Origin of the sequence: Aeromicrobium sp. Root495 (genome assembly GCF_001426755.1) — a bacterium.
In the GTDB taxonomy this organism is placed as follows: Bacteria; Actinomycetota; Actinomycetes; order Propionibacteriales; family Nocardioidaceae; genus Aeromicrobium.
This window is the reverse complement of record NZ_LMFJ01000002.1, coordinates 98,692-116,354: the sequence shown is the minus strand read 5'-3', so window position 1 is coordinate 116,354 and position 17,663 is coordinate 98,692. Positions and strand designations below refer to the sequence as shown.

17 protein-coding genes are annotated in these 17,663 nt (G+C 65.8%); 15 read left to right on the top strand and 2 right to left on the bottom strand.

Annotation, left to right across the window (positions count from 1 at the left end; all coding sequences use genetic code 11):
• Positions 1-2: 2 nt before the first annotated feature.
• From ASD11_RS14620 to ASD11_RS14610, 3 genes are all read left to right on the top strand, one after another.
• Positions 3-3,086 carry a LysM peptidoglycan-binding domain-containing protein gene (locus tag ASD11_RS14620; RefSeq protein WP_056289194.1) on the top strand — a complete coding sequence of 1,028 codons (3,084 nt, stop codon included), beginning with the start codon at positions 3-5 and terminating at the stop codon, positions 3,084-3,086.
• A gap of 86 nt (positions 3,087-3,172) precedes the next feature.
• Complete coding sequence (locus ASD11_RS14615) at positions 3,173-3,427, top strand: DUF3263 domain-containing protein (RefSeq protein ID WP_327019532.1); 255 nt, start codon at positions 3,173-3,175, stop codon at positions 3,425-3,427.
• Between the two features lie 45 nt (positions 3,428-3,472).
• Positions 3,473-4,165, top strand: a complete 693-nt coding sequence (locus ASD11_RS14610) for a hypothetical protein (RefSeq protein WP_156464804.1) — start codon at positions 3,473-3,475, stop codon at positions 4,163-4,165.
• 427 nt (positions 4,166-4,592) lie between these two features.
• Here ASD11_RS14610 and ASD11_RS14605 read toward each other — a convergent pair whose 3' ends face one another.
• Positions 4,593-4,991 carry a hypothetical protein gene (locus tag ASD11_RS14605; protein ID WP_056289187.1) on the bottom strand — a complete coding sequence of 133 codons (399 nt, stop codon included), beginning with the start codon at positions 4,989-4,991 and terminating at the stop codon, positions 4,593-4,595.
• 347 nt (positions 4,992-5,338) lie between these two features.
• Between ASD11_RS14605 and ASD11_RS14600 the strand changes: the two genes are divergently transcribed.
• Entirely contained in the window at positions 5,339-5,602 is a 264-nt protein-coding gene (locus ASD11_RS14600; RefSeq protein ID WP_056289184.1) for an ANTAR domain-containing protein, read from the top strand.
• A 147-nt stretch (positions 5,603-5,749) separates the two neighbouring features.
• Here the strand turns inward: ASD11_RS14600 and ASD11_RS14595 are convergent, their stop codons facing one another.
• On the bottom strand, positions 5,750-5,944 hold the full coding sequence (locus tag ASD11_RS14595) for a hypothetical protein (RefSeq protein WP_056289183.1): 195 nt from the start codon (positions 5,942-5,944) through the stop codon (positions 5,750-5,752).
• Between the two features lie 164 nt (positions 5,945-6,108).
• On the opposite strand from ASD11_RS14595, the gene ASD11_RS18255 reads away from it, so the two are divergent.
• From ASD11_RS18255 to ASD11_RS18250, 11 genes are all read left to right on the top strand, one after another.
• Positions 6,109-6,375 (top strand): hypothetical protein, encoded by a 267-nt coding sequence (locus ASD11_RS18255; RefSeq protein WP_156464803.1) that lies wholly within the window; start codon positions 6,109-6,111, stop codon positions 6,373-6,375.
• Positions 6,376-6,431: 56 nt separating this feature from the next.
• A complete protein-coding gene (locus tag ASD11_RS14590; RefSeq protein ID WP_056289180.1) occupies positions 6,432-6,722 on the top strand; it encodes a hypothetical protein in 291 nt (96 codons plus the stop codon).
• Positions 6,723-7,152: 430 nt separating this feature from the next.
• Complete coding sequence (locus ASD11_RS14585) at positions 7,153-7,845, top strand: hypothetical protein (protein WP_156464802.1); 693 nt, start codon at positions 7,153-7,155, stop codon at positions 7,843-7,845.
• A 781-nt stretch (positions 7,846-8,626) separates the two neighbouring features.
• A complete protein-coding gene (locus tag ASD11_RS14575; RefSeq protein ID WP_056289174.1) occupies positions 8,627-8,920 on the top strand; it encodes a hypothetical protein in 294 nt (97 codons plus the stop codon).
• Entirely contained in the window at positions 8,917-9,729 is an 813-nt protein-coding gene (locus ASD11_RS14570) for a hypothetical protein (RefSeq protein ID WP_056289170.1), read from the top strand. The genes ASD11_RS14575 and ASD11_RS14570 overlap by 4 nt, the downstream gene beginning before the upstream one ends.
• A complete protein-coding gene (locus ASD11_RS14565) occupies positions 9,722-11,062 on the top strand; it encodes a hypothetical protein (RefSeq protein WP_056289168.1) in 1,341 nt (446 codons plus the stop codon). Before ASD11_RS14570 ends, ASD11_RS14565 begins: the two co-directional genes overlap by 8 nt.
• A 17-nt stretch (positions 11,063-11,079) precedes the next feature.
• Positions 11,080-12,585 (top strand): SCO6880 family protein, encoded by a 1,506-nt coding sequence (locus ASD11_RS14560; RefSeq protein WP_056289166.1) that lies wholly within the window; start codon positions 11,080-11,082, stop codon positions 12,583-12,585.
• 185 nt (positions 12,586-12,770) lie between these two features.
• Positions 12,771-14,081 carry an ATP-binding protein gene (locus tag ASD11_RS14555; RefSeq protein WP_235503366.1) on the top strand — a complete coding sequence of 437 codons (1,311 nt, stop codon included), beginning with the start codon at positions 12,771-12,773 and terminating at the stop codon, positions 14,079-14,081.
• A 3-nt stretch (positions 14,082-14,084) separates the two neighbouring features.
• Positions 14,085-15,203: a M23 family metallopeptidase gene (locus ASD11_RS14550; protein WP_156464800.1), complete on the top strand. Its 1,119-nt coding sequence runs from the start codon at positions 14,085-14,087 to the stop codon at positions 15,201-15,203.
• Between the two features lie 546 nt (positions 15,204-15,749).
• Positions 15,750-17,027 carry a type IV secretory system conjugative DNA transfer family protein gene (locus ASD11_RS14545; RefSeq protein WP_235503365.1) on the top strand — a complete coding sequence of 426 codons (1,278 nt, stop codon included), beginning with the start codon at positions 15,750-15,752 and terminating at the stop codon, positions 17,025-17,027.
• A 293-nt stretch (positions 17,028-17,320) separates the two neighbouring features.
• On the top strand, positions 17,321-17,650 hold the full coding sequence (locus ASD11_RS18250; RefSeq protein WP_156464799.1) for a hypothetical protein: 330 nt from the start codon (positions 17,321-17,323) through the stop codon (positions 17,648-17,650).
• The last annotated feature ends 13 nt before the right edge of the window (positions 17,651-17,663 follow it).

Sequence of the window (17,663 nt, the reverse complement as noted above, 5' to 3'; positions counted from 1 at the left end):
CAATGACTCGAATCAGCAAGGGAGCTGCCGCACTTCTGGCGGTACTGGCCATCACGGTCGGCGTGCCTTGGGCGCTGGTCAGATTCGTCGGAGACCCTGTTCCGCCGGAGGGCTTGAGTGCGACCGCGCAGCTGACTGATGACGCCGTCGTCGGGATTCTCGCAGTTCTCGCGTGGGTCGTCTGGGCCCAGCTAACCGTCACCCTGGCGGTCGAGGCAGTGACGGCGACGCGTGCGCGTGAGCGACGCATCGAAGTACCAGGCGTGTTCGAAGGACAGCGCCATCTCGCTCGCATGCTCGTCGGCGCAGTTGTCCTCGGCTCCGTTCAGCTGACGTCGCTGTTCGCCTCGAGCTCTGAACCCGCTGGTGCGGCTACCGCCACGATGCCGCACGACGGCTTTCAGACGCGGCCCACCCATCAGGTCTCGCCGCCGAGGGCGACAGAGGACCGCAAGCAGCAACAAGGCGTCGAAGAGCAGGTCGTGGTCCGCAGGGGCGACTCGCTGTGGTCCATCGCGGAGCGGCACCTCGGCGACGGGCAGAGGTGGCGAGAAGTCGCCAGGCTCAACGAAGGTCGGCCGATGGTGGATGGCGCAGTGTTCAAGGCAGCGTCGGTCATACGGCCCGGCTGGCTGCTCGAAGTTCCGTCGTCAGACGATGCGAAGCCCCGGCTGTACACCGTCGAGCGAGGCGACACCCTGAGCCAGATCGCCCAGGAGGAGCTGGGCGACTCGACCGCCTACAGCGAGATCTTCGATCGCTCGAAGTCTTTGCCCCAGCCCACCCCGCTGGATGACCCAGACGAGATCTACCCGGGTCAACGACTGCAGATCTCCGGTGACGTTGCCGCAGCTGAGCAGTTGGATATGCCTGAACCACGGGAGAAACGCCCGCACCTCGAGGGGCCCGGGGCAGGATGGCCCGAGATCACTGCGTCGTCCCTTGGTGATTCTGCACATGCGGAGCGGGACCTCGCATCAGAATCCGGGGCTGACGGAGACCTGCCCAGCTGGATGCTGCCCGGCCTAGCCAGTGGCGGCGCTCTGCTGGCGGGAGCGCTGCTGCTGAAGCTTCGCCGCGCTCACGCCGAGCGCCGACGGAACCGTAAGCCCGGGCTGATGCTTGCTTCTCCGACGGTCGAGCTGGGCCCCGTTGAAAAGTCAGCGGCGGCAGCACGTGGGCGGGCAGAGGTCGACGTCATGATCATTGACGAGATGCTGCGACGTGCGGCAAGCTCCGGCTTGGCAGCCAATGGGTACGCGCCGGATCTCGAGTCGATACAGGTCACGAGCTCCTCCGTGACTCTCAACTTGGCAAGCGCAGCGCCTGCCCCCGCCGGGACCGCCTGGATCGCTTCGGAGGACCTGAGATCGTGGTCAGTCGACAAGAATCGTGACCTGGAGGATCTGGGGGATCACGTCCCGGATCGCTCTGCGCCCTGGCCGCTCGCCGTCGTCGTCGGACACGACGAATCCGGCACGTGGCTGCTCAACATCGAGGGCCGCAATCTTGCGCTCGTCGGCGATGCGGATGCATCCAGTGGCTTGGCCCGCTACATGGCTGCCGAGCTAGCTTGCAACCCATGGTCGCGTGACGTGTCGGTGAACCTGCATGACATTGCCGAGGAAACCATCCCGCTCAATCGAGGTCGGCTTCGGTCGGGCGACCAGCAATCGACAGCGAAGTCTTTCGCTCAAGCCGCGCGGAACACACGGTCTCGACTCGACGCCTATGACATGGACGTGGTGTCTGCTCGCGTCACCGGACATGATCCAGACCCCTGGGTCTCGATAGTGGCGCTGGGAGCCGGCAGCGCGGAACTGTGGAGTGATTTCCGGGAGGCGATCGCTGAAGATAGCTCCCGAGCGGCCGCAGCGCTGGTGATCATCGGCGGTGCGGACGAGACCAACGACGAGAAATTGACCTTGGAGGCCGCGGGCGGCCTGAGAGTTGAGAGCCTGGGCCTCGACCTCAGTGCCTGTCATTTGAGTGCGGCAGAGGCCAAGAGCTGTGCTGCGTTGTTGGAGCACGTGGCAGGCGCGGCCGACGTAGAGCCGGAGCCTCTCGCCGGTGATCAGGCCTGGGCGGGTTTCGCGACATCGCTCGGGACGCTCCGCGACGAGTTCACAGTCGACCCGCGCGTGCAGTCCATCGAGCCTGCCGAGGCCATTCTCGATTCCGAGGACCAGGCCATTGCGCAGGCTGGATGCGCAACGGAAGAGGACATCGAGCGCCTCGCGCCTGCTGTCACGACCACGATCAGCGAGAAGGTCCGAGCATCCGATCCTGAGTTGGATACTGATCTCGCAGCATGGGCGGACGAGAACACGACGCGACCACGATTGCGGCTGCTCGGACCCGTCACAGCGACCACCTCCGGTGATGCGTTAGATCGGCGAAGGGCTTACTACACAGAGGTCCTGGCCTACCTCGCGACGCGTCCCCATGGTGCAACGAGGGAACAGGTGGCTGCGACCTTCGACATCAGCGTCGACCGAGCCAGCACGGTCGTTGGCATTCTGCGGAAGTGGTGTGGGACCGACCCGCTGACGGGCATGCCGTACCTGCCTGAGGCGATCAAGTCGAAGTCTGCGGTGCAGCGGGGAGTCGGCGTGTACGAGGTTCCGTCGGTGATCGTCGATATCGATCTCGTCCGGCGTCTGCGTCTGCGGGGCGAAGCCAGGGGGCCGGAGGGCATAGAGGATTACTGGAGGGCGCTTCGGCTCGTGGCCGGCCGGCCGTTCGACCAGCTCCGTCTCGGCGGATGGGAGTGGGTCTTTGAAGACTCGCTCGACAGCCATGCGTCGTTCATGATCGAGGACATGAGCGTCGTCGTTGTCACGCACGAAATTGCCCGGGGGGAGCTCCATTTTGCTCGGAAGGCCGCGGAGATCGCACTGAGTGCCGTTCCGGACTCTGAGTCCGCTCGGCTGAATCTTGCGGCGGTTCTGCGGGCGGAGGGCAGACAGCGGGAAGCCGACGCCTTCCTGAACGTCGAAGTGTTCAACCGCATCGACGATGAGGGCGGTCCGGCTGACCTATCCGCAAGAGTCCAGTCTTTGGGCCGATCCCGGAACACGGGTTAGGGCGTGACCGGTTCCCGTGAGTCGAAGAGCGCTTTCCTGACACAGAAGGGGTCCTCGAGGCTCTTCTGTCGGTGGCGGCCGCGAGCGTGAGCACTCTGAGCGCGACCGCCAGGATGCTCGCGCTCGAGGCCATGTGGTGGCACCTCGCCGGCGCGAAGGAAGCGCGCATCCGCGAGGTCTTCGACATCTCGGCGACGCGGTACTACACGGAGCTGAACGCGCTCATCGACCGCGAGGAGGCGCTGGCCGCCGAGCCGCTCCTCGTGAAGCGTCTCGGTCGACAGCGAGCCGCGTGGGCTCGTACACGACAGTCCCTGCGGCTCTCGCTCCTCGACCTCTGACGATTCCGGGACAGGTGGCCTGGGCCCGGACTAGGCTCGCGGGTCATGAAGCGCCTTGCCCTCCTCCTGCCCCTCCTCCTGGTCGCCCTGTCCGCATGCAGTGGTGGAAGTGATGAGGCTCCGAAGAGGGCTGGCGCTCCCGCGGCCAAAGATGACTCTTCGAAGTACTCGACGCTCTCGAAGAGCTCGCTCAAGAAGGCCGTGCTGACGCTCGACGACATGCCCACTGGCTATTCGGTTGACCCGGACCCTGCCGACGACAGCAGCGACGACGACTTCACGAGCGGCGATCCCGGATGCAAGGAGCTCGTCGACTCGGCCGACGTCAAGAGCAACAAGGTCGACGAGGAAGAGGCCTCCTTCACACAGGGCGACTACGGTCCCTTCGTGGCCGAGAGCGTCACGACCACGAAAGAGGGCAAGGCCGGTGACGGTTTCGCTGACGCCCGGAAGGCGCTCGACTCGTGCAACTCCTACACTGCCGGCGAAGGCGACGACTCGGTCACCTTCAAGGTGAGCCGCATGTCCTTCCCCAACCTCGGAGACGAGACACTCGCGTACAGCCTGTCGGGCGAATCGTCGGGCTTCCCGTTCTCGGGTCAGATCGTCGTCACGCGGCTCGGCGACAATGTCATCCTGCTTTCAGCTGCCGGCGTCGGTGGATCCGGCATGAAGGCGAGCGACTTCGAGAAGATCGCACGCACGGCTTCGAAGAAGGTCGCGGGCGAGGCAGCCTAGCGGTCGCACGCGCTGACTGCCCGTGCCAAAGCTCACTCCCGGGAGCAGGGTTCCCGCACCGGCCCCGTCCGTTGCGGAGTCCCTGGCGCGAGCTCTGGATCACGAGACGATGCGAAGATGACCCTTGCGATCGGTCCTCGCGACGGGCGTGCGCTCAGTGCACGTAACGCTCTCAGAGTCATCTGCGATGCGATCGTTTAGAGGCAGCGCTAGCGGTGAGGCGCCGCAGCAGGACAGCCGCCCATCGGGCGTGAGCGTTGACGAGTGCAACATGCGGGTCCTCCCAGACCTTGCGCGTCTCCCACGCGCCTAGCGCCAAGGGTCCTCCTCAACGGCCCGTCCCGCAGACAAATAGACCAAAATCTACTGAAGCCGAACCGATGGGCGAGTTCCACACATGCCACTTCGGCGTAGGTGGGTGCGGCGGTCAGGAGCGGGAAGACTGACTACCCGGATCGCTGTACGACGAACCGGCCGAGTTCGCCCGCGTGCGGTCGACGGCCGCCGCGACGAGGCTCGGGTCCGCTCCCGCCTCGAGCAGCCATAGCGCAGGACGCAGTTCGGTCGGGTGATGCATGCCCGGGCTTGCAAGGTAGCCGCCGAGGAAGTTGCCGGAGGCTCTTGCGAGGAGGTCAGTACGGCCGTCGGCAATCTCGCGGAGATGAGCCACGGCAGCATCCCACTCGACGCCCTCGCGGAGCAGCCGCCCGGCCGTGCCGATCAGGTCAATCTCGAGCTTGGTGTCGGGGTGGAGGCGGCGACTGGGCATGGCCGTGAGCGTAGGCGTGAGCACCGACACCGTTGTTTCGACGAGTGCCAACGTCACCTCACGGGCACCTAGTCGTTGAGCAGGATGAACGCCACCGACGCTGGGGTAGAGCGTTCGGTGTGCACCGCAAGACAACGCCCCGCTAGTCCGAACGCGGTCGGGCGGGGCGTTGTTTGGCGGTGCCGGAAGTTTGCGCAAGCCGATTGGCACGGCCCCGGCGGTCGAGTTATTTTCGTCTCGACCGCCGGTTCTACCCCGATCATGGGTGGTCGCGAAGAGCCTCAACCCGCTTGGGGCTCTTCGCTCGGGACCGCCGACCAAGCACGTTGGGCAGCGCGTGCGCCAGGTTTGGCTAGGATCGCATTCGTTCGTTGCTGTGTAGCCAAACGCAGCAACCTTCACGCTTGATCCGGAAGAGCACGGCGTTGGAAGAGCACGAAGACCTCGAGAAGCAGGTCGCTCATTTGAAGAGCGGCCTGGAGAACCGCGGTCGAATCGGGATTGCGATCGGGATCGTCATGGAGCGCTACGGTCTCGACTCCGACCTTGCGTTCAAGTTGCTAGTGCGTATCTCCCAGCACGAGAACCGCAAGATGTATGTCATCGCCGAAGAGGTCATCGGCGGCCGAGACCTGAGCGTCGGGAACGACGCCGAGCTGGACGCGTAGGCATCCGCGGTCGTCGTTTCCTACTGCCCACACCGGGGTACCTCTTCGGCACGGTCCGAGTGAGTCGGCGAGGCTGCTGCCCGCTGGCAGGCGCGGGCCGAGGGGACGTCCGCTGGTTAAGCAGTAGCTCACGGGCGTCTCCGCCTGTCAGCCGCCGAACGTGGACAGTATGAGACCGAGCAGGATGAGCGCCCCTCCGAGGAAGGTGACCGCTGCCGCGCCGAGCAACTCGTAGTGACGGACGCGCGCGGTCGCGTCCTCATCGTCGAACATGCGCCACAGGATGACGCCGATGGCTCCGATGACGGCGCCGGCGAGGACGAGCTTGATCGAGGGCGGCACGGCAGGGTCCTGACCTTGAAGCGGTGGGGACCGCCTGCCTGATCCAGACACGAGATTACCCGGGCCCGCACGCACGAAACGTCCCCACCCTTGCGAATGACTCGACGTGCGGTCCATTGATACCTGGGCGAACATCATCTTCACGCGCATCAGAAGGGAATAGCATGGCTGACTTTGGCGGCGGGTTCTACGGTTCGGGTCCGACTTCAACCTGGGGGCGATGGCTGTTCACTGGTGCGTGCGTCGTCGCGGGCTCGGTCGGGTTGATCGCATATGACGGCAGAGGGAAGGGGATCTTTGTCGCAGTCATGTTCGTCTGCGCAGTGGTCTTCGGTTTGCTGGCACTGTTCGGTCCGAAACTGACCGCCTGGGGTGAGCGACGACGCGAGGGTCTGAAGGGCACTTGGGGGAACCCGCCCAACGACGACTGACGAGTGCAGCCTGCACTCAGTCCGTCTGGTCTGACCTTCGCACTACGTTGTCGGCCATGAACGAAGTCATCCTCACCGAGGCACAGTGCGGCGTCATCGCCCAGATTGCTCCCACCGTCCTAATCGCGCTGATGGTGGAGCGGAAGCTGCTCGGGGCGCCGAAGGGGTCACGAGGATTGATCGTCTGGCTCGACAGTGCCCTACTCGCGATTTTGGCCGGGACGACGATCGGCGCCCTCATGGCCATGCCGAACGGGACCAGCAACATCTGGGCGGGAACCGGGCTGATCCTCGGGCTCAGCCCGATGTTCTTTCTCGTCGGCTGGATCATCGCCGAGCGCGACTAGCCCCAACGGCAGAACGCCCCCACCCTCCCGGAGGAGAGTGGGGCGTGGTCCCACCGGTATCGGGTCTACGTGGTCGGCTCCGTGCCGACCGTGGCGAGCGCGACCTCGAGCGCAGCGGGACCGGGTCACCGACGAGCTCGTGGCCAGACTTTCGGTGCACCTGGCCGGCAGTGAGCGTCGATCGCACAACTTCACGGGTTGGTAAGTGTTTCCGCGCGTGGCGACTGACCTACCCCTCGGCACCGCGCGTAGCGGGGTAGGTGGACGAACATCCCGAGGATCGAACCTCTGTCTGTGATCAATCGCAGACAGGAGAATAACTATGCGTATCGCAGATCGACTCGACGTCGGATCACTTGAGACCGAGACCCTTCGCGAGGTTCGACGCAGGTGGTCGACATGGGTCGCAGCTGAACCTGGGCTATCGGTCGTGGACGATCCGAGCAAACTTCCAGCTTGGACTCGGAGGCCCGACCCGCGGGTCGACACCGTGCTTCGGGCACTTGTCAAGACGGGGTCTCCCGACGGACACGACGACCCGGCGGCGACCAGTGCGTTGTGCTGGCTCCTCCTGCCGGGGGCGACGAACATCGCCCGGTCCATGTCGGACCTTGGCCCGGAGGTCGACGATCTCGTCGCAGTTCATCTGTGGCTAGCCGCTCGGACGTTCGACTGGTCGAACAAACGAACCGTGGCGGGGGCAGTCCTTCGTGAGACGCGTCGGTCGGTCCAGGCCGAGCTCGGGATCGGACGTGGATCGGAGAGGTCTGACCGGACATGGCACCAGTCCCTTGTCTTGGCGCCGGACGCGCAGGCCTGGCACGTGGCCGCGGACGCAGGGGACCGCTCACCAGAGGTCGACCTGCTCGAGGTCTTCAGGCACGGAATCGAGAGCGGAAACGCGACTAGCGAGGATTGCCAGCTGCTGCTGGATCTCGCCGTCGCCTCCACGGCCGAATCGTCCAGCGGTCGTCGCACGATCCGGTCTGGCCGCTCACGCGGCGGGCTTTGCGGGACCTATGCGCTCGACCAAGTTGCCAGATCGCAGAACGTCTCCGCCCGGACGGTGAGCCGCCGCGCGGGACGCATCATCGATGAACTCCGCGATGCGGCGAGCGCATGACCACTTACTCGGTCGAGGAGCTGCGGCGAGCGGTAGGCGCGCTGGAGTCGGGCAGGTTCCGAGGGGACTCGATGCTTCGGCAGGAGGCCGCATCCGAATGGCGGCCACCCGGCGAGGCTCTCGCGGTCGTCGGCGTCTTGCCGCGCTCTGGAGCAAGTGTCGTGGCTCTTGCCTTAGCTGAGAGTGCGGAGCGCCCGGTCCACCTCGTGGAGGCCGGGCCGTCGCATCGGTCGAGTCTTGCCTCTGCCTCGACAGCCGAGCTCGGCGCTATCGACGAGAGCTGGCGACGATCGCGTCGCGGCGCCGTCCTTATTGACCGGCTGGCGTCGAGTCCTCGGTTGCCGAACGAGGTCGGGCCACCGCCATCGAGCGACGGTCAGCTGACGATCCTTGACGTTGGCTGGGAGACCTCCGCCCTGGTGCGGGATGAGCACTGGCTGTCTCGCCAGGTGGGCTCGATGCCGACCGTTCTGGTGGCGACGGCCTCGGGCCCAGGTCTTCGTGCGCTCGACTCGAGCCTGGCTGATCTACACGACTCCCAGATCGAGGCAGCAGTCGTAGTCGGCTCCAGTCAGCGGCGGTGGGGCTGGCCGCTGAAGGTTGCCTCCTCGACCTCAGCAATCCAGCACCTGCGGGACTCTGGCCGGCTGTTCACCGTTCCGCTGGACAGCGAGCTCGCTGCCACGGGCGTGACCACAGATCCGCTGCCCGCCGCCCTGCTGAGGGGAGCACGGTCAGTGCTGGCCCGGGTTGCTGGGCCCCAAGAACCCAGGGAGCTCGCATGATTGCCATCTCGAGAACGGTTGCTGCTCGCGTCTGCCCGCACGCACCTGGCAGCGCGCAGAAGTACACGGACCAGCTGACGGGAAACGCGCTCTGGTTCGTGATCGGGATGTTCCTCTTCGCCATCATCATCTCGATCGGTTCGATCCTGGCTGGCAAGATCATGAACTCTCCGCACGTCACCAAGATGGGAGTGGGTGGGCTCGTCGTTGCGTTCCTCGCGGCGATCGGTCTACTCGTCGCTCCGGGAATCATCAAGGAGATGCTCGGCAGCGGCTGCGTGACGTCATGAGTGCGCCAGTAACCGACAGGGCGTGGTCTCGGCAGCGACTGATCTGCACGCTGATCGGCCTGGTCCTGCTTGTGGCCGTAGCGGCTGCAGGGCTTGTGCTCGCGATCGTCCATGCGATGGGCGCGCACGACGGCGCTACAAGCCACGTCGATCCGGCGGACTTCCCGGTGAGCGACCATGGCGTCCGCGGCAAGGCCTATCGCGACGCCCAAGCCGCTCGGCCCATGCTGCCGTCGAACCGGGACGACCTGCTGCCGGCCGCACCTTCACTGAAGAAGGAGAAGCGCCTGATGGTTCCACAGTCGACTCGTCGCATCGGTGCCCTGCCGTCGGGGTATCCCCATACCCCGAGCGGCGCAGTAGGCCAGCTTGCGTCGATCGAGCTCGCTGCACTCAACTCGTTGTCGCTGGATCAAGCCCGCGAGGTGTTCGAAGCATGGTCGGTGCCGGGCGCAAGATTCGGCACCTGGGAGATCGCCCGGGCCATCCGCGACTTCCACGAGGGCGCCGGGACGGTGGAGGGCGACGGCGAGGCCTCTCTGAGCGCTGTCCCGGTCGGGGCTCAGATCAAGGCGACCGACGGGCCCGATTGGGTCATTGCCTGCATCCAGCTCGATGTCCGCGTCTCGGTGCTTAAAGAGGTGCGTTTCGGATATGGGCACTGCGAGCGCATGCAGTGGGTGGGCCATCGCTGGGTGATTGCTGAAGGCACCCCACCTGCGCCGGCGCCATCCACCTGGCCGCGTTCTGATCGAAGCATCAGAGCGGGCTGGAAGAAGTACGTCGAGATCGGGGCAGCCCATGACTGACTGGCTCGACAAGTTCAACCCGTTCGGCATCGTGGGGGAAGCCGCCGGCAAGGCGGCTGCAGAGGGCTGGACCGGAATCATGATGGCCCTGTGGTCCGCGGGCGTCTGGGTGCTCAAGTGGTCCCTCGGAGCCATGGACGATCTGCTCACGCCTGACATCCGTGCGAATGGTCCAGCTGGGGATGTCTACCGAACCACGTTCTGGATCGGTGGCGCGCTCCTCATGTTCATGACGATGGTGCAGCTCGCCACGGCATTGTGGCGACGGCGTGCGGAGGACCTTGCAAGGGTCGTGATTGGGCTCTTCCAGTTCGGGCTCATCTGGACGGCAGGCATCGCCTATGCGGCCGGAGTGCTCGCAGCGTGTGGCGGACTGACCCACGCTCTCCTGACCGGACTGCTCGGCGTGGACTCCTGGGCGGCGTGGCAGCCGATGGCTGGGATCAGCGTTGGCAAGAGCGGTGTGGAGATCGCCTTGGCGACGGTGCTGGGGTTCCTCGGGCTGTTCCTCTGGATCGCCGCGATCGGCCACTTCGTCATCGCCATCGGTCGCAATGTGGCCGTGGTCGTGCTCGTGGCGGTCGGGCCGATCGCCGCAGCTGGGCTTGCGTCAGACATCGGCCGAAGCTGGTTCTGGAAGACAGTCCGGTGGTTCCACGCGGCGGCGCTCACGCCCGTGCTCACCGTTCTTGTGCTCGGCATCGGGACGAGGCTCGCGACTGCCGTCAGTCAGGGAAAGGCGGGGACGACTGCAGCAGCAGTGGGGCTCGCCATCACCAGCGTCGTCATCATCTTCACCTCGGTCGCTGCACCCCTGGCGCTCTTCAGGTTGCTCGCCTTCGTGGACCCCGGCACGACGTCGGGGGCCAGCGCCCGCGCCGGGCTTGCCGCCGCGGGCGGGGTGTCTGGGCTGATGGGTGGCGGCCAGTCGGAGTCGGGCTCGAGTGCCGCTTCGACCCAGACGTCATCGGGGCAGTCGCAGGGCGAGGCTCAGACAGACGACGCCGTGACTGGTCGATTCGCCTCGGCGCTGTCGTCGGTAGGCGGCGGCGTGGGCGCTGCCATCGGAGCAGGAATGAGTGCAGTCAACGGGGTTGGTGGTCAGTTAGCGGCGACCAGCGTCGATGGCATGAATCAGGCCGGGGTCGGGGACGCGAGCTATTACCCCGACGTCCATCGAGGACAGCCTCATGTCATTCCTGACCAACAGGGCGGTGGCTCCGACGGCGGGCAGCCCTCCAAGCATTCGCCTCTGCCAACCGCACCGCCCACCACTACCGGCGGAGGAGCCAGCGGCCTCGGTGCAGCTGGTGAGATTCCACCCGTCGTCTGACCAACTCTGGAGCCCTGATGACCCTCTACGACGACTACGCCAAGGCCAAGGCCGGGATGTTCTTCGGCATCGGCGGCGGCAAGCTGGCGGTGATCTGCGTGGCACTGCTGCCGGTGTTCGTGGCAGTCAACCGGCAGGCCTGGCTCGGCGCTGCCGTCCTTCTCGGACTGTGGCTGGCCGCGAGTGCGTTGATGGTTCTGCCGGTCCGCGGACGGTCGGCCTTTGGGTGGATCGCTGCGATGACTTCGTTCGCCGTCGCCGGGCTTCTAGGCCGATCAACCTTCCGATCGAGGGCCGCGCGAGGTGATCTCGGCAAACCTGCCGGCCAGACCGACCTTCCGGGTGTCCTGGCGTCGGTCGCCGTTCACGACGGTCCACCTCTCGGTCCAGCACAGGCACGTATCGCGATCATCCAGAACCACTCCGCCAAGACCTGGTCCGTGACGGCGAGCGTCGTGCACCCAGGAATCGGGATGGCTGAACCGGCGAAACGCGACCAGCTCGGAAGAGCGCTGTCCGGCTTCCTCGATGCTTGCGAGCAGACGCAGCTGATCTCTGCGGTGTCGCTCATGGTTAGAACCGTCCCTGACGACGGCGCTGAGCGGCGTCAGTGGATGAACAACCATCGGATCGACGGCGGGCCAAGCCTCTCGCGTCGAGTGAACGACGACCTGCTTGAAGCACTTGCCACGGCATCAGTGAGAACTGAGCAGTTCATCACCTTTACGGTCCCGGAGCGGAGGCTCGCCAAGAGCGCGAAGGAGGCGGGCGGCGGCTTCGACGGTCGGGCGGCGATCCTCTACGGCCTGATGTCAGAGGTGGAGTCTCATCTGCGCTCCGGGATGGGGATCGCGAACATGGCTTGGCTGACCTCGCCGGAGCTTTTCCTGGCCGTCCGAAGTGGCTTCGCGCCCGGTGACAGAGCATCGATCATCGACGCTCTGCAGCACCAAGGCGTCGATGTGCAGGTGAACGCCGGATTGGACTGGGCGGTCGCAGGCCCGTCGGGTGCTGATGTGGCGGTGCGGCACTACAGCCACGACGCCTGGAACTCTGTCTCGGCAACGATTCGGCTTCCGGACAAGGGTGCGTTGATGGGAGCGCTGGCTCCAGTGCTCATGCCGAGCGTCGACGGTGAGCGTCGAAGCTTCGCCGTCGTCTTCCCGATCATGGATCGGCAGACCGCCGATCGGCAGGCGAGCCGAGCCGCCTCAGGAGCCACGTTGGCAGAGGGTCTGCGTGCCCAGCTCAAGATCAACCCGCGGGCGCGTGAACGCATCAGTGCGGCCAAGGCTCACGGCCTCGACGAGAAGCTGGCGCGGGGCGACTCCCTCATCACCCCCTATGCAGTCTGCTCGGTGACGGTCCCCAAGACGAAGCGCGTCGCCCATCACGCGCAAGGGCTCGACGCGTCCATCCGCCGAGCCGGGTTCAACCCGCTTCGCCTCGATGTCTCGCACGATGCGGGTTTCGCTGTCTCGACCATCCCTCTGGGCATCGACCTGAAGGGGCCTAGGGCGTGAGGCGGAACAGAGGCGGTCGGGGCGTCGCAGAGCTGCTTCACGACTTCGGGCACGATCTTCCTGGCCGGCCGGAACCGGCTCGCGTCATGGCGGAGGCGAAGCTCTTCCATGGATCCTCCGCGCGGGGCGAGTTCAAGCTCGAGCGTGGGTGGTCGCCGGCGTCTGCGCCTGTCGCGGAGTACCGCATGACCAGCGATCAAGCTCCGGCGCTCTGGCCGTTCATCCCTGGTCGAGGTCTGCCGCCTACCGGCGCCGCCATGGGGGTGGACCAGCACTCAGGCGGAACCTTCTACGCGGACCCGTTCGCGTGGGTGAAGGATCCAGACATCCCCGTCACTAACCCGAACATCGTCGTGATCGGGAAGCCGGGGCAAGGCAAGAGTGCTGGGGTGAAGTGCTTCATCAACCGGATGATGGACTTCGGCTACAAGGCCTTCATCCCAGGGGACATCAAGGACGAGTACGAGGGTCTCTGCCGGGCCTATGGAGTCGAGCCCTTCGCGGTCGGACCCGGGCTGTCAGCTCGTATCAACCCGTTATCGATCGGTCCGCTCGGGCGCGGCTGGGACCAGTTGCCGCGCGAAGAGGCAGTCGGCAGGGCGGCCGTGATCTTTCGCCGGTGGCTGACCCTCATGCGGGGTCTGGTGAGCAGCCAGAAGATCGGGGAGGCGCGCGTTCCCTTCGGGCCCACAGAAGAGATGGTCGTGAAGCAGGCTCTCGAGCGGCTCACGGGCTATGCAGTCGGGGACACCACGATTCGCGAGACGACGATCCCCAGGCTCTGGCGGCTTCTGGATGAACCGCCGAACGGCTTGATCGCGGTATGCCGATTCGACGGGCGGCGAGACTTCTTCGACCAGACGCGACTTCTCCGCGACGCATTGGGCCAGCTGGTGAGCGGTGCCTTGGCCGGCCTGTTCGACGACTCCACCACCGTCGACGTCGACTGGTCGGCTCCCATCCAGTCACTCAGCCTCTCTCGACTCCTGCCCTTGGGAGACGAGGCGACCGGCATCGCGCTGAGCTGCGTGAACAGCTGGGCCAGTGCAATGCGGGAGGTGTCCGAGGCGGGAGACCGGCGCATCATCCCGCACGACGAGTCGTGGCGAGAGATGCGCCTTGGACCCCAGGCGGTCCAGGGCGTGGATGCGTCGCTCAGGCTGTCGCGAGCGCACGGTGACATCCACATCCTCGTGCTCCACAAGCCGTCCGACCTCTTGTCGGTGGGCGACCGTGGCAGCCAGGCGCAGAACATCGCCAAGGACCTGCTCCACCTCGCGGACACGAAGATCCTCTACGGACAGGAGGCCGGCGTCGCGAACGACCTGGAAGACCTCCTCGAGCTTGGCCCGATGGCGCGACATCTCGTCACCGACTGGGCTATCCAGGCCCCCGGCCGGGCGCTCTGGCGAGTGGGTGGACTGCAGTTCAAGGTCACTGGTGTCATTCATCCTGCGGAGCAGCGCCTGACCTACACGAACGACGCGATGGGCTGACTCGTGAAGACCCCATCCAGTGCCTGGATCATCGTCGGTCTTGGAGTGGTTGCGATCGCGCCGATGCTGTTGGTGGCGATCCTCGGTGCCGCGGCGCTGTCCTCGGCTGCGTCGGCTTGTGAGACGTCCGTCGCCGCCGGCGGACGGTGGCAACCCCCGCTGGTTTCGGCGTACACGGTATCGAGCGGGTTCGGGATGAGATTTCACCCGGTACTGCGCATCAGCAAGCTCCACACCGGTACCGACCTCGTTGCTTCCGGTGACAAGAAGATCGTCGCCGCCGCGGCGGGCACGGTGGTGGAGCGAGGATTCAACACCGCCTACGGCAATCAGGTCCTGATCGACCACGGAAGCGAGATTCGCACCAGGTACGCGCACATGGCGGCGCCGGCCCGAGTGAGGAAGGGCCAGACGGTCGGAGCCGGGTCCCCCCTGGGGACCATGGGTGCGACGGGGTACGTCACTGGCCCGCACCTCCACTTCGAGGTGATCCGGCGGGGTTCACCCATCAATGCTGTGCCCTTCATGGCAGCACACGGAGCCCAGCTCAACGGCAAGGCCAGCGGTAAGGCTGCCGCAAACGGGGCAAGCTCGGCGGTCGCGTCTTCGGCGCCGACGCGCATCACGGCGCCGGGGCCTGGTGGGCGTCCGTTCACGGTCCGCAGCGAGCAACTCGAGAACGCGCGCCAGATCGCGAAGGTGGGACGTTCGGCCGGCGCAGGAAGCCGAGGCGTAGTCATCGCCTTGATGACGTCCCTGCAGGAGTCAGGTCTCCGGAACCTCGACTACGGCGATCGGGATTCCTTGGGTCTGTTCCAACAGCGGCCATCAGCCGGGTGGGGATCGCCGGCTCAAGTGCGGAACCCCGCCTACGCCGCGCGCTCGTTCTTCGGCGGCCCTCGCGGGCCGCATGGAGGTAGCCCGCGAGGGCTTCTCGACATCGACGGCTGGAAGGCCATGCGACTCGGCGACGCGGCTCAGTCCGTCCAGGTCTCGGCCTTTCCCCGGGCCTACGACCGCTGGGAACCGGCGGCAAGAGCCATCGCCGACGCTGTCGGCGCGGGCGGCACTGAGACCTGCATGGCAACTGCCGGTGAAGAGAGGACGACCAATGCAGCATGATCGCCGAACCAACCCGTACCCCTGGACCTGGGAACCAGTTGCTGCCGTCCTCTTCGCGTACAGCTTCGTCGCCTTCCTGACCCTCCACGTCTCTCGATCGGTGGCCAATCTTGTGTCAGGGGGAGGTTGGCACGCGACCGGTCAGGGTCGTTGGCTTCGGGCAACGGTGGACATCGTTCGGGGCAATGCGTCCGCGGGGCTGGTTCCGGCGCCGGACTGTGTGGCGGCGGAGCCGGTTCTCTACGGCTGTCTCGGTCTTGGACAGGCGCTGCTCCTCGCAGCGAGTGCGTGGGTCGGTGTCTGGGCCCTTCGGCGTTTCGGCCCAGGACGACTCCGAGGAGCAGCGAGCGCATCTGAGGTCGAAGCGGTGCTCGGCATGCGGCGACTCCGACGTAGCGCTGGGATCATCCGCCCGGACCTCTATGGGGTGACCAAGTCATGAGTCGGAGGGCGGTCGATCCGTCGGAGGTGGGGTGGCGTCTCGGGTCGGCCGAGGAGCCGAGGACCGGACGAGAACTGTGGGTTCCCTTCGACCGGACGGCAGGGGTGATCGGCCCCCAAGGCTCGGGCAAGACGCTTGACCTCCTCGCCCCCGCGCTGCTGGGGAGTCCGGGTCCAGCTCTCGTCACGCTCACCAAGGTCGACGATCTTCTGCTGACCTTCGACGTGAGACAGGAACGCGGACCATGCCTCGTGCTGGACCCCTTCGGTCTGGCACCCGGGCTGCCGGAGCTGGTCTGGGATCCCGTCCAGGGGTGCGCTGATCCTATGGTCGCCGAGCGTCGAGCCAAGGCCTTCTGCGCGGGAACCATCAACGGCTCGAGTCACGGCGATGACGCCGCTCGGTTCTACGCCGCCGAGGCGTCGAAGGTGATTCAAGCCTTCTTTCATGCCGCTGCGTTGGCGAGCTACTCACTCGAAGACGTCCTGGGATGGGTGGCCAATCCGGCCGCGGCAACCGAGGCTTTCGAGATCTTGCGGACGCACTCCGGGGCCGCGCCCTTCTGGCATGGGCTTCTCCATGGCGCACTGCGCGGGGACGACCGCACCGCCGGGAACACGGCCACGACCGTGCAACAGGCCATGAGCCTGTTCTTCCAGCAGGACATCCGGCGCAGATGTGTTCCCTCGCCTGGCAAGCCCGCATCCGACATCGCGGACCTCCTCGCTCGCGGAGGAACCGTCTACCTCCTTGGACGAGAAGATCCCTATGCGAGTGCGTCTCCGCTCATGACCGCGGTCGCCGAGCATGTCCTGGACACTGCACTCGCCTTGGCGAATGAGTCGCGGTACGGACGCCTGTGCCCGCCACTCTTGGCCGTGCTTGACGAGCTTCCGTCCACGGCGCCGCTACCCACGTTGCGCACCCGCATGGCTAACGAGCGTGCTCTCGGCCTGTCCTTCATCTTCGCCGCGCAGACGTGGAGGCAGCTGGCCGCGATCTTTGGAGAGCAGGAAGCGAGAGCTCTGCTCGGCCTGACCAATGTGCTGGTCATGTTCGGTGGGTCGAAGGATGTCGCCTTCAACCAGGAGGTGTCTGACCTCATGGGAACGGTCCGTGTCACGCGCACGAGTTGGCAGTCTGGGCCGATGGCGGGCCGGACCGCGAACGCCGACGACATTGCGATCTTGACCGGAGCTGAGATCAGACAGCTCCGCGATCGTCGGGCTCTTGTCGTCGCCGAGAACGGCAAACCGATCCTGGCCAAGCTCACGAGGGCCATTGATGGGAAGTCGGGAAGGCGTCTGCTTGAGAACTTGTCTGCTGCAAGAGAGCGGGTGGACTGTGCGCGTCGGGACGTTCGGCCTCCGGAGACTCGGTGATGGAGGCGGGTAGCGGAGCACCGATCGTCTGGGAGTTCCCTCGCCCGAGGGCGACACTCCGTCTCGCCTACGCCGAGCTGGAGAAGGCGGTGCACGGGACCCCGGAGCAGAAGGCGGCTGTCGGCGATGTTGCGAGATTGCCGCGCCCTTGGCTTCCAAGCTCCCTAGTGACGGCCGGCCAGCGAACAGACCTGTGGATCTGGCTCGACGAGGTAGTCATCTGGTTGAACCATGAGTATGCGTTCGACCCGAGCGACGCTGTCCCAGTCTGCTGGCCGCGGCATCCTCAGCTCGTGCACGAGCTGGCAGTCCTGGCCGACCAGCGCCATCGCGCTGAGGCTGCCACAACGAGCGACGGGTTGGAGGATTGGCATCGCTATGCACTCCCCGGGTTTGTCGACCGCACCCGAGCACGCCTCGCGCGCTACTGCCTGAGCGGTGAACATCCGCGCTGGCCGAACCAAGCGGCCTTCGATCGGCTGGTGTCGGAAGATGAAGTTGAGGGCCGTAGGCGACGTTTCGTGCGAGACGCTCGATGGAATGACTCCAGCGAGCAGAGTTCATCGGAGCAGCCCTCGCGACTTCGACTGGTCGATCTCGGCACAGGCGAGATCACCGAATAGCGATCAGCCCGTC

What these genes read in the sequence shown, in the direction of transcription:
- ASD11_RS14620 (WP_056289194.1), top strand. Translation starts at nt 3, where the DNA reads ATGACTCGAATCAGCAAGGGAGCTGCCGCACTTCTGGCGGTACTGGCC.
- ASD11_RS14610 (WP_156464804.1), top strand. Translation starts at nt 3,473, where the DNA reads ATGAAGCGCCTTGCCCTCCTCCTGCCCCTCCTCCTGGTCGCCCTGTCC.
- ASD11_RS18255 (WP_156464803.1), top strand. Translation starts at nt 6,109, where the DNA reads ATGGCTGACTTTGGCGGCGGGTTCTACGGTTCGGGTCCGACTTCAACC.
- ASD11_RS14590 (WP_056289180.1), top strand. Translation starts at nt 6,432, where the DNA reads ATGAACGAAGTCATCCTCACCGAGGCACAGTGCGGCGTCATCGCCCAG.
- ASD11_RS14575 (WP_056289174.1), top strand. Translation starts at nt 8,627, where the DNA reads ATGATTGCCATCTCGAGAACGGTTGCTGCTCGCGTCTGCCCGCACGCA.
- ASD11_RS14570 (WP_056289170.1), top strand. Translation starts at nt 8,917, where the DNA reads ATGAGTGCGCCAGTAACCGACAGGGCGTGGTCTCGGCAGCGACTGATC.
- ASD11_RS14565 (WP_056289168.1), top strand. Translation starts at nt 9,722, where the DNA reads ATGACTGACTGGCTCGACAAGTTCAACCCGTTCGGCATCGTGGGGGAA.
- ASD11_RS14560 (WP_056289166.1), top strand. Translation starts at nt 11,080, where the DNA reads ATGACCCTCTACGACGACTACGCCAAGGCCAAGGCCGGGATGTTCTTC.
- ASD11_RS14555 (WP_235503366.1), top strand. Translation starts at nt 12,771, where the DNA reads ATGACCAGCGATCAAGCTCCGGCGCTCTGGCCGTTCATCCCTGGTCGA.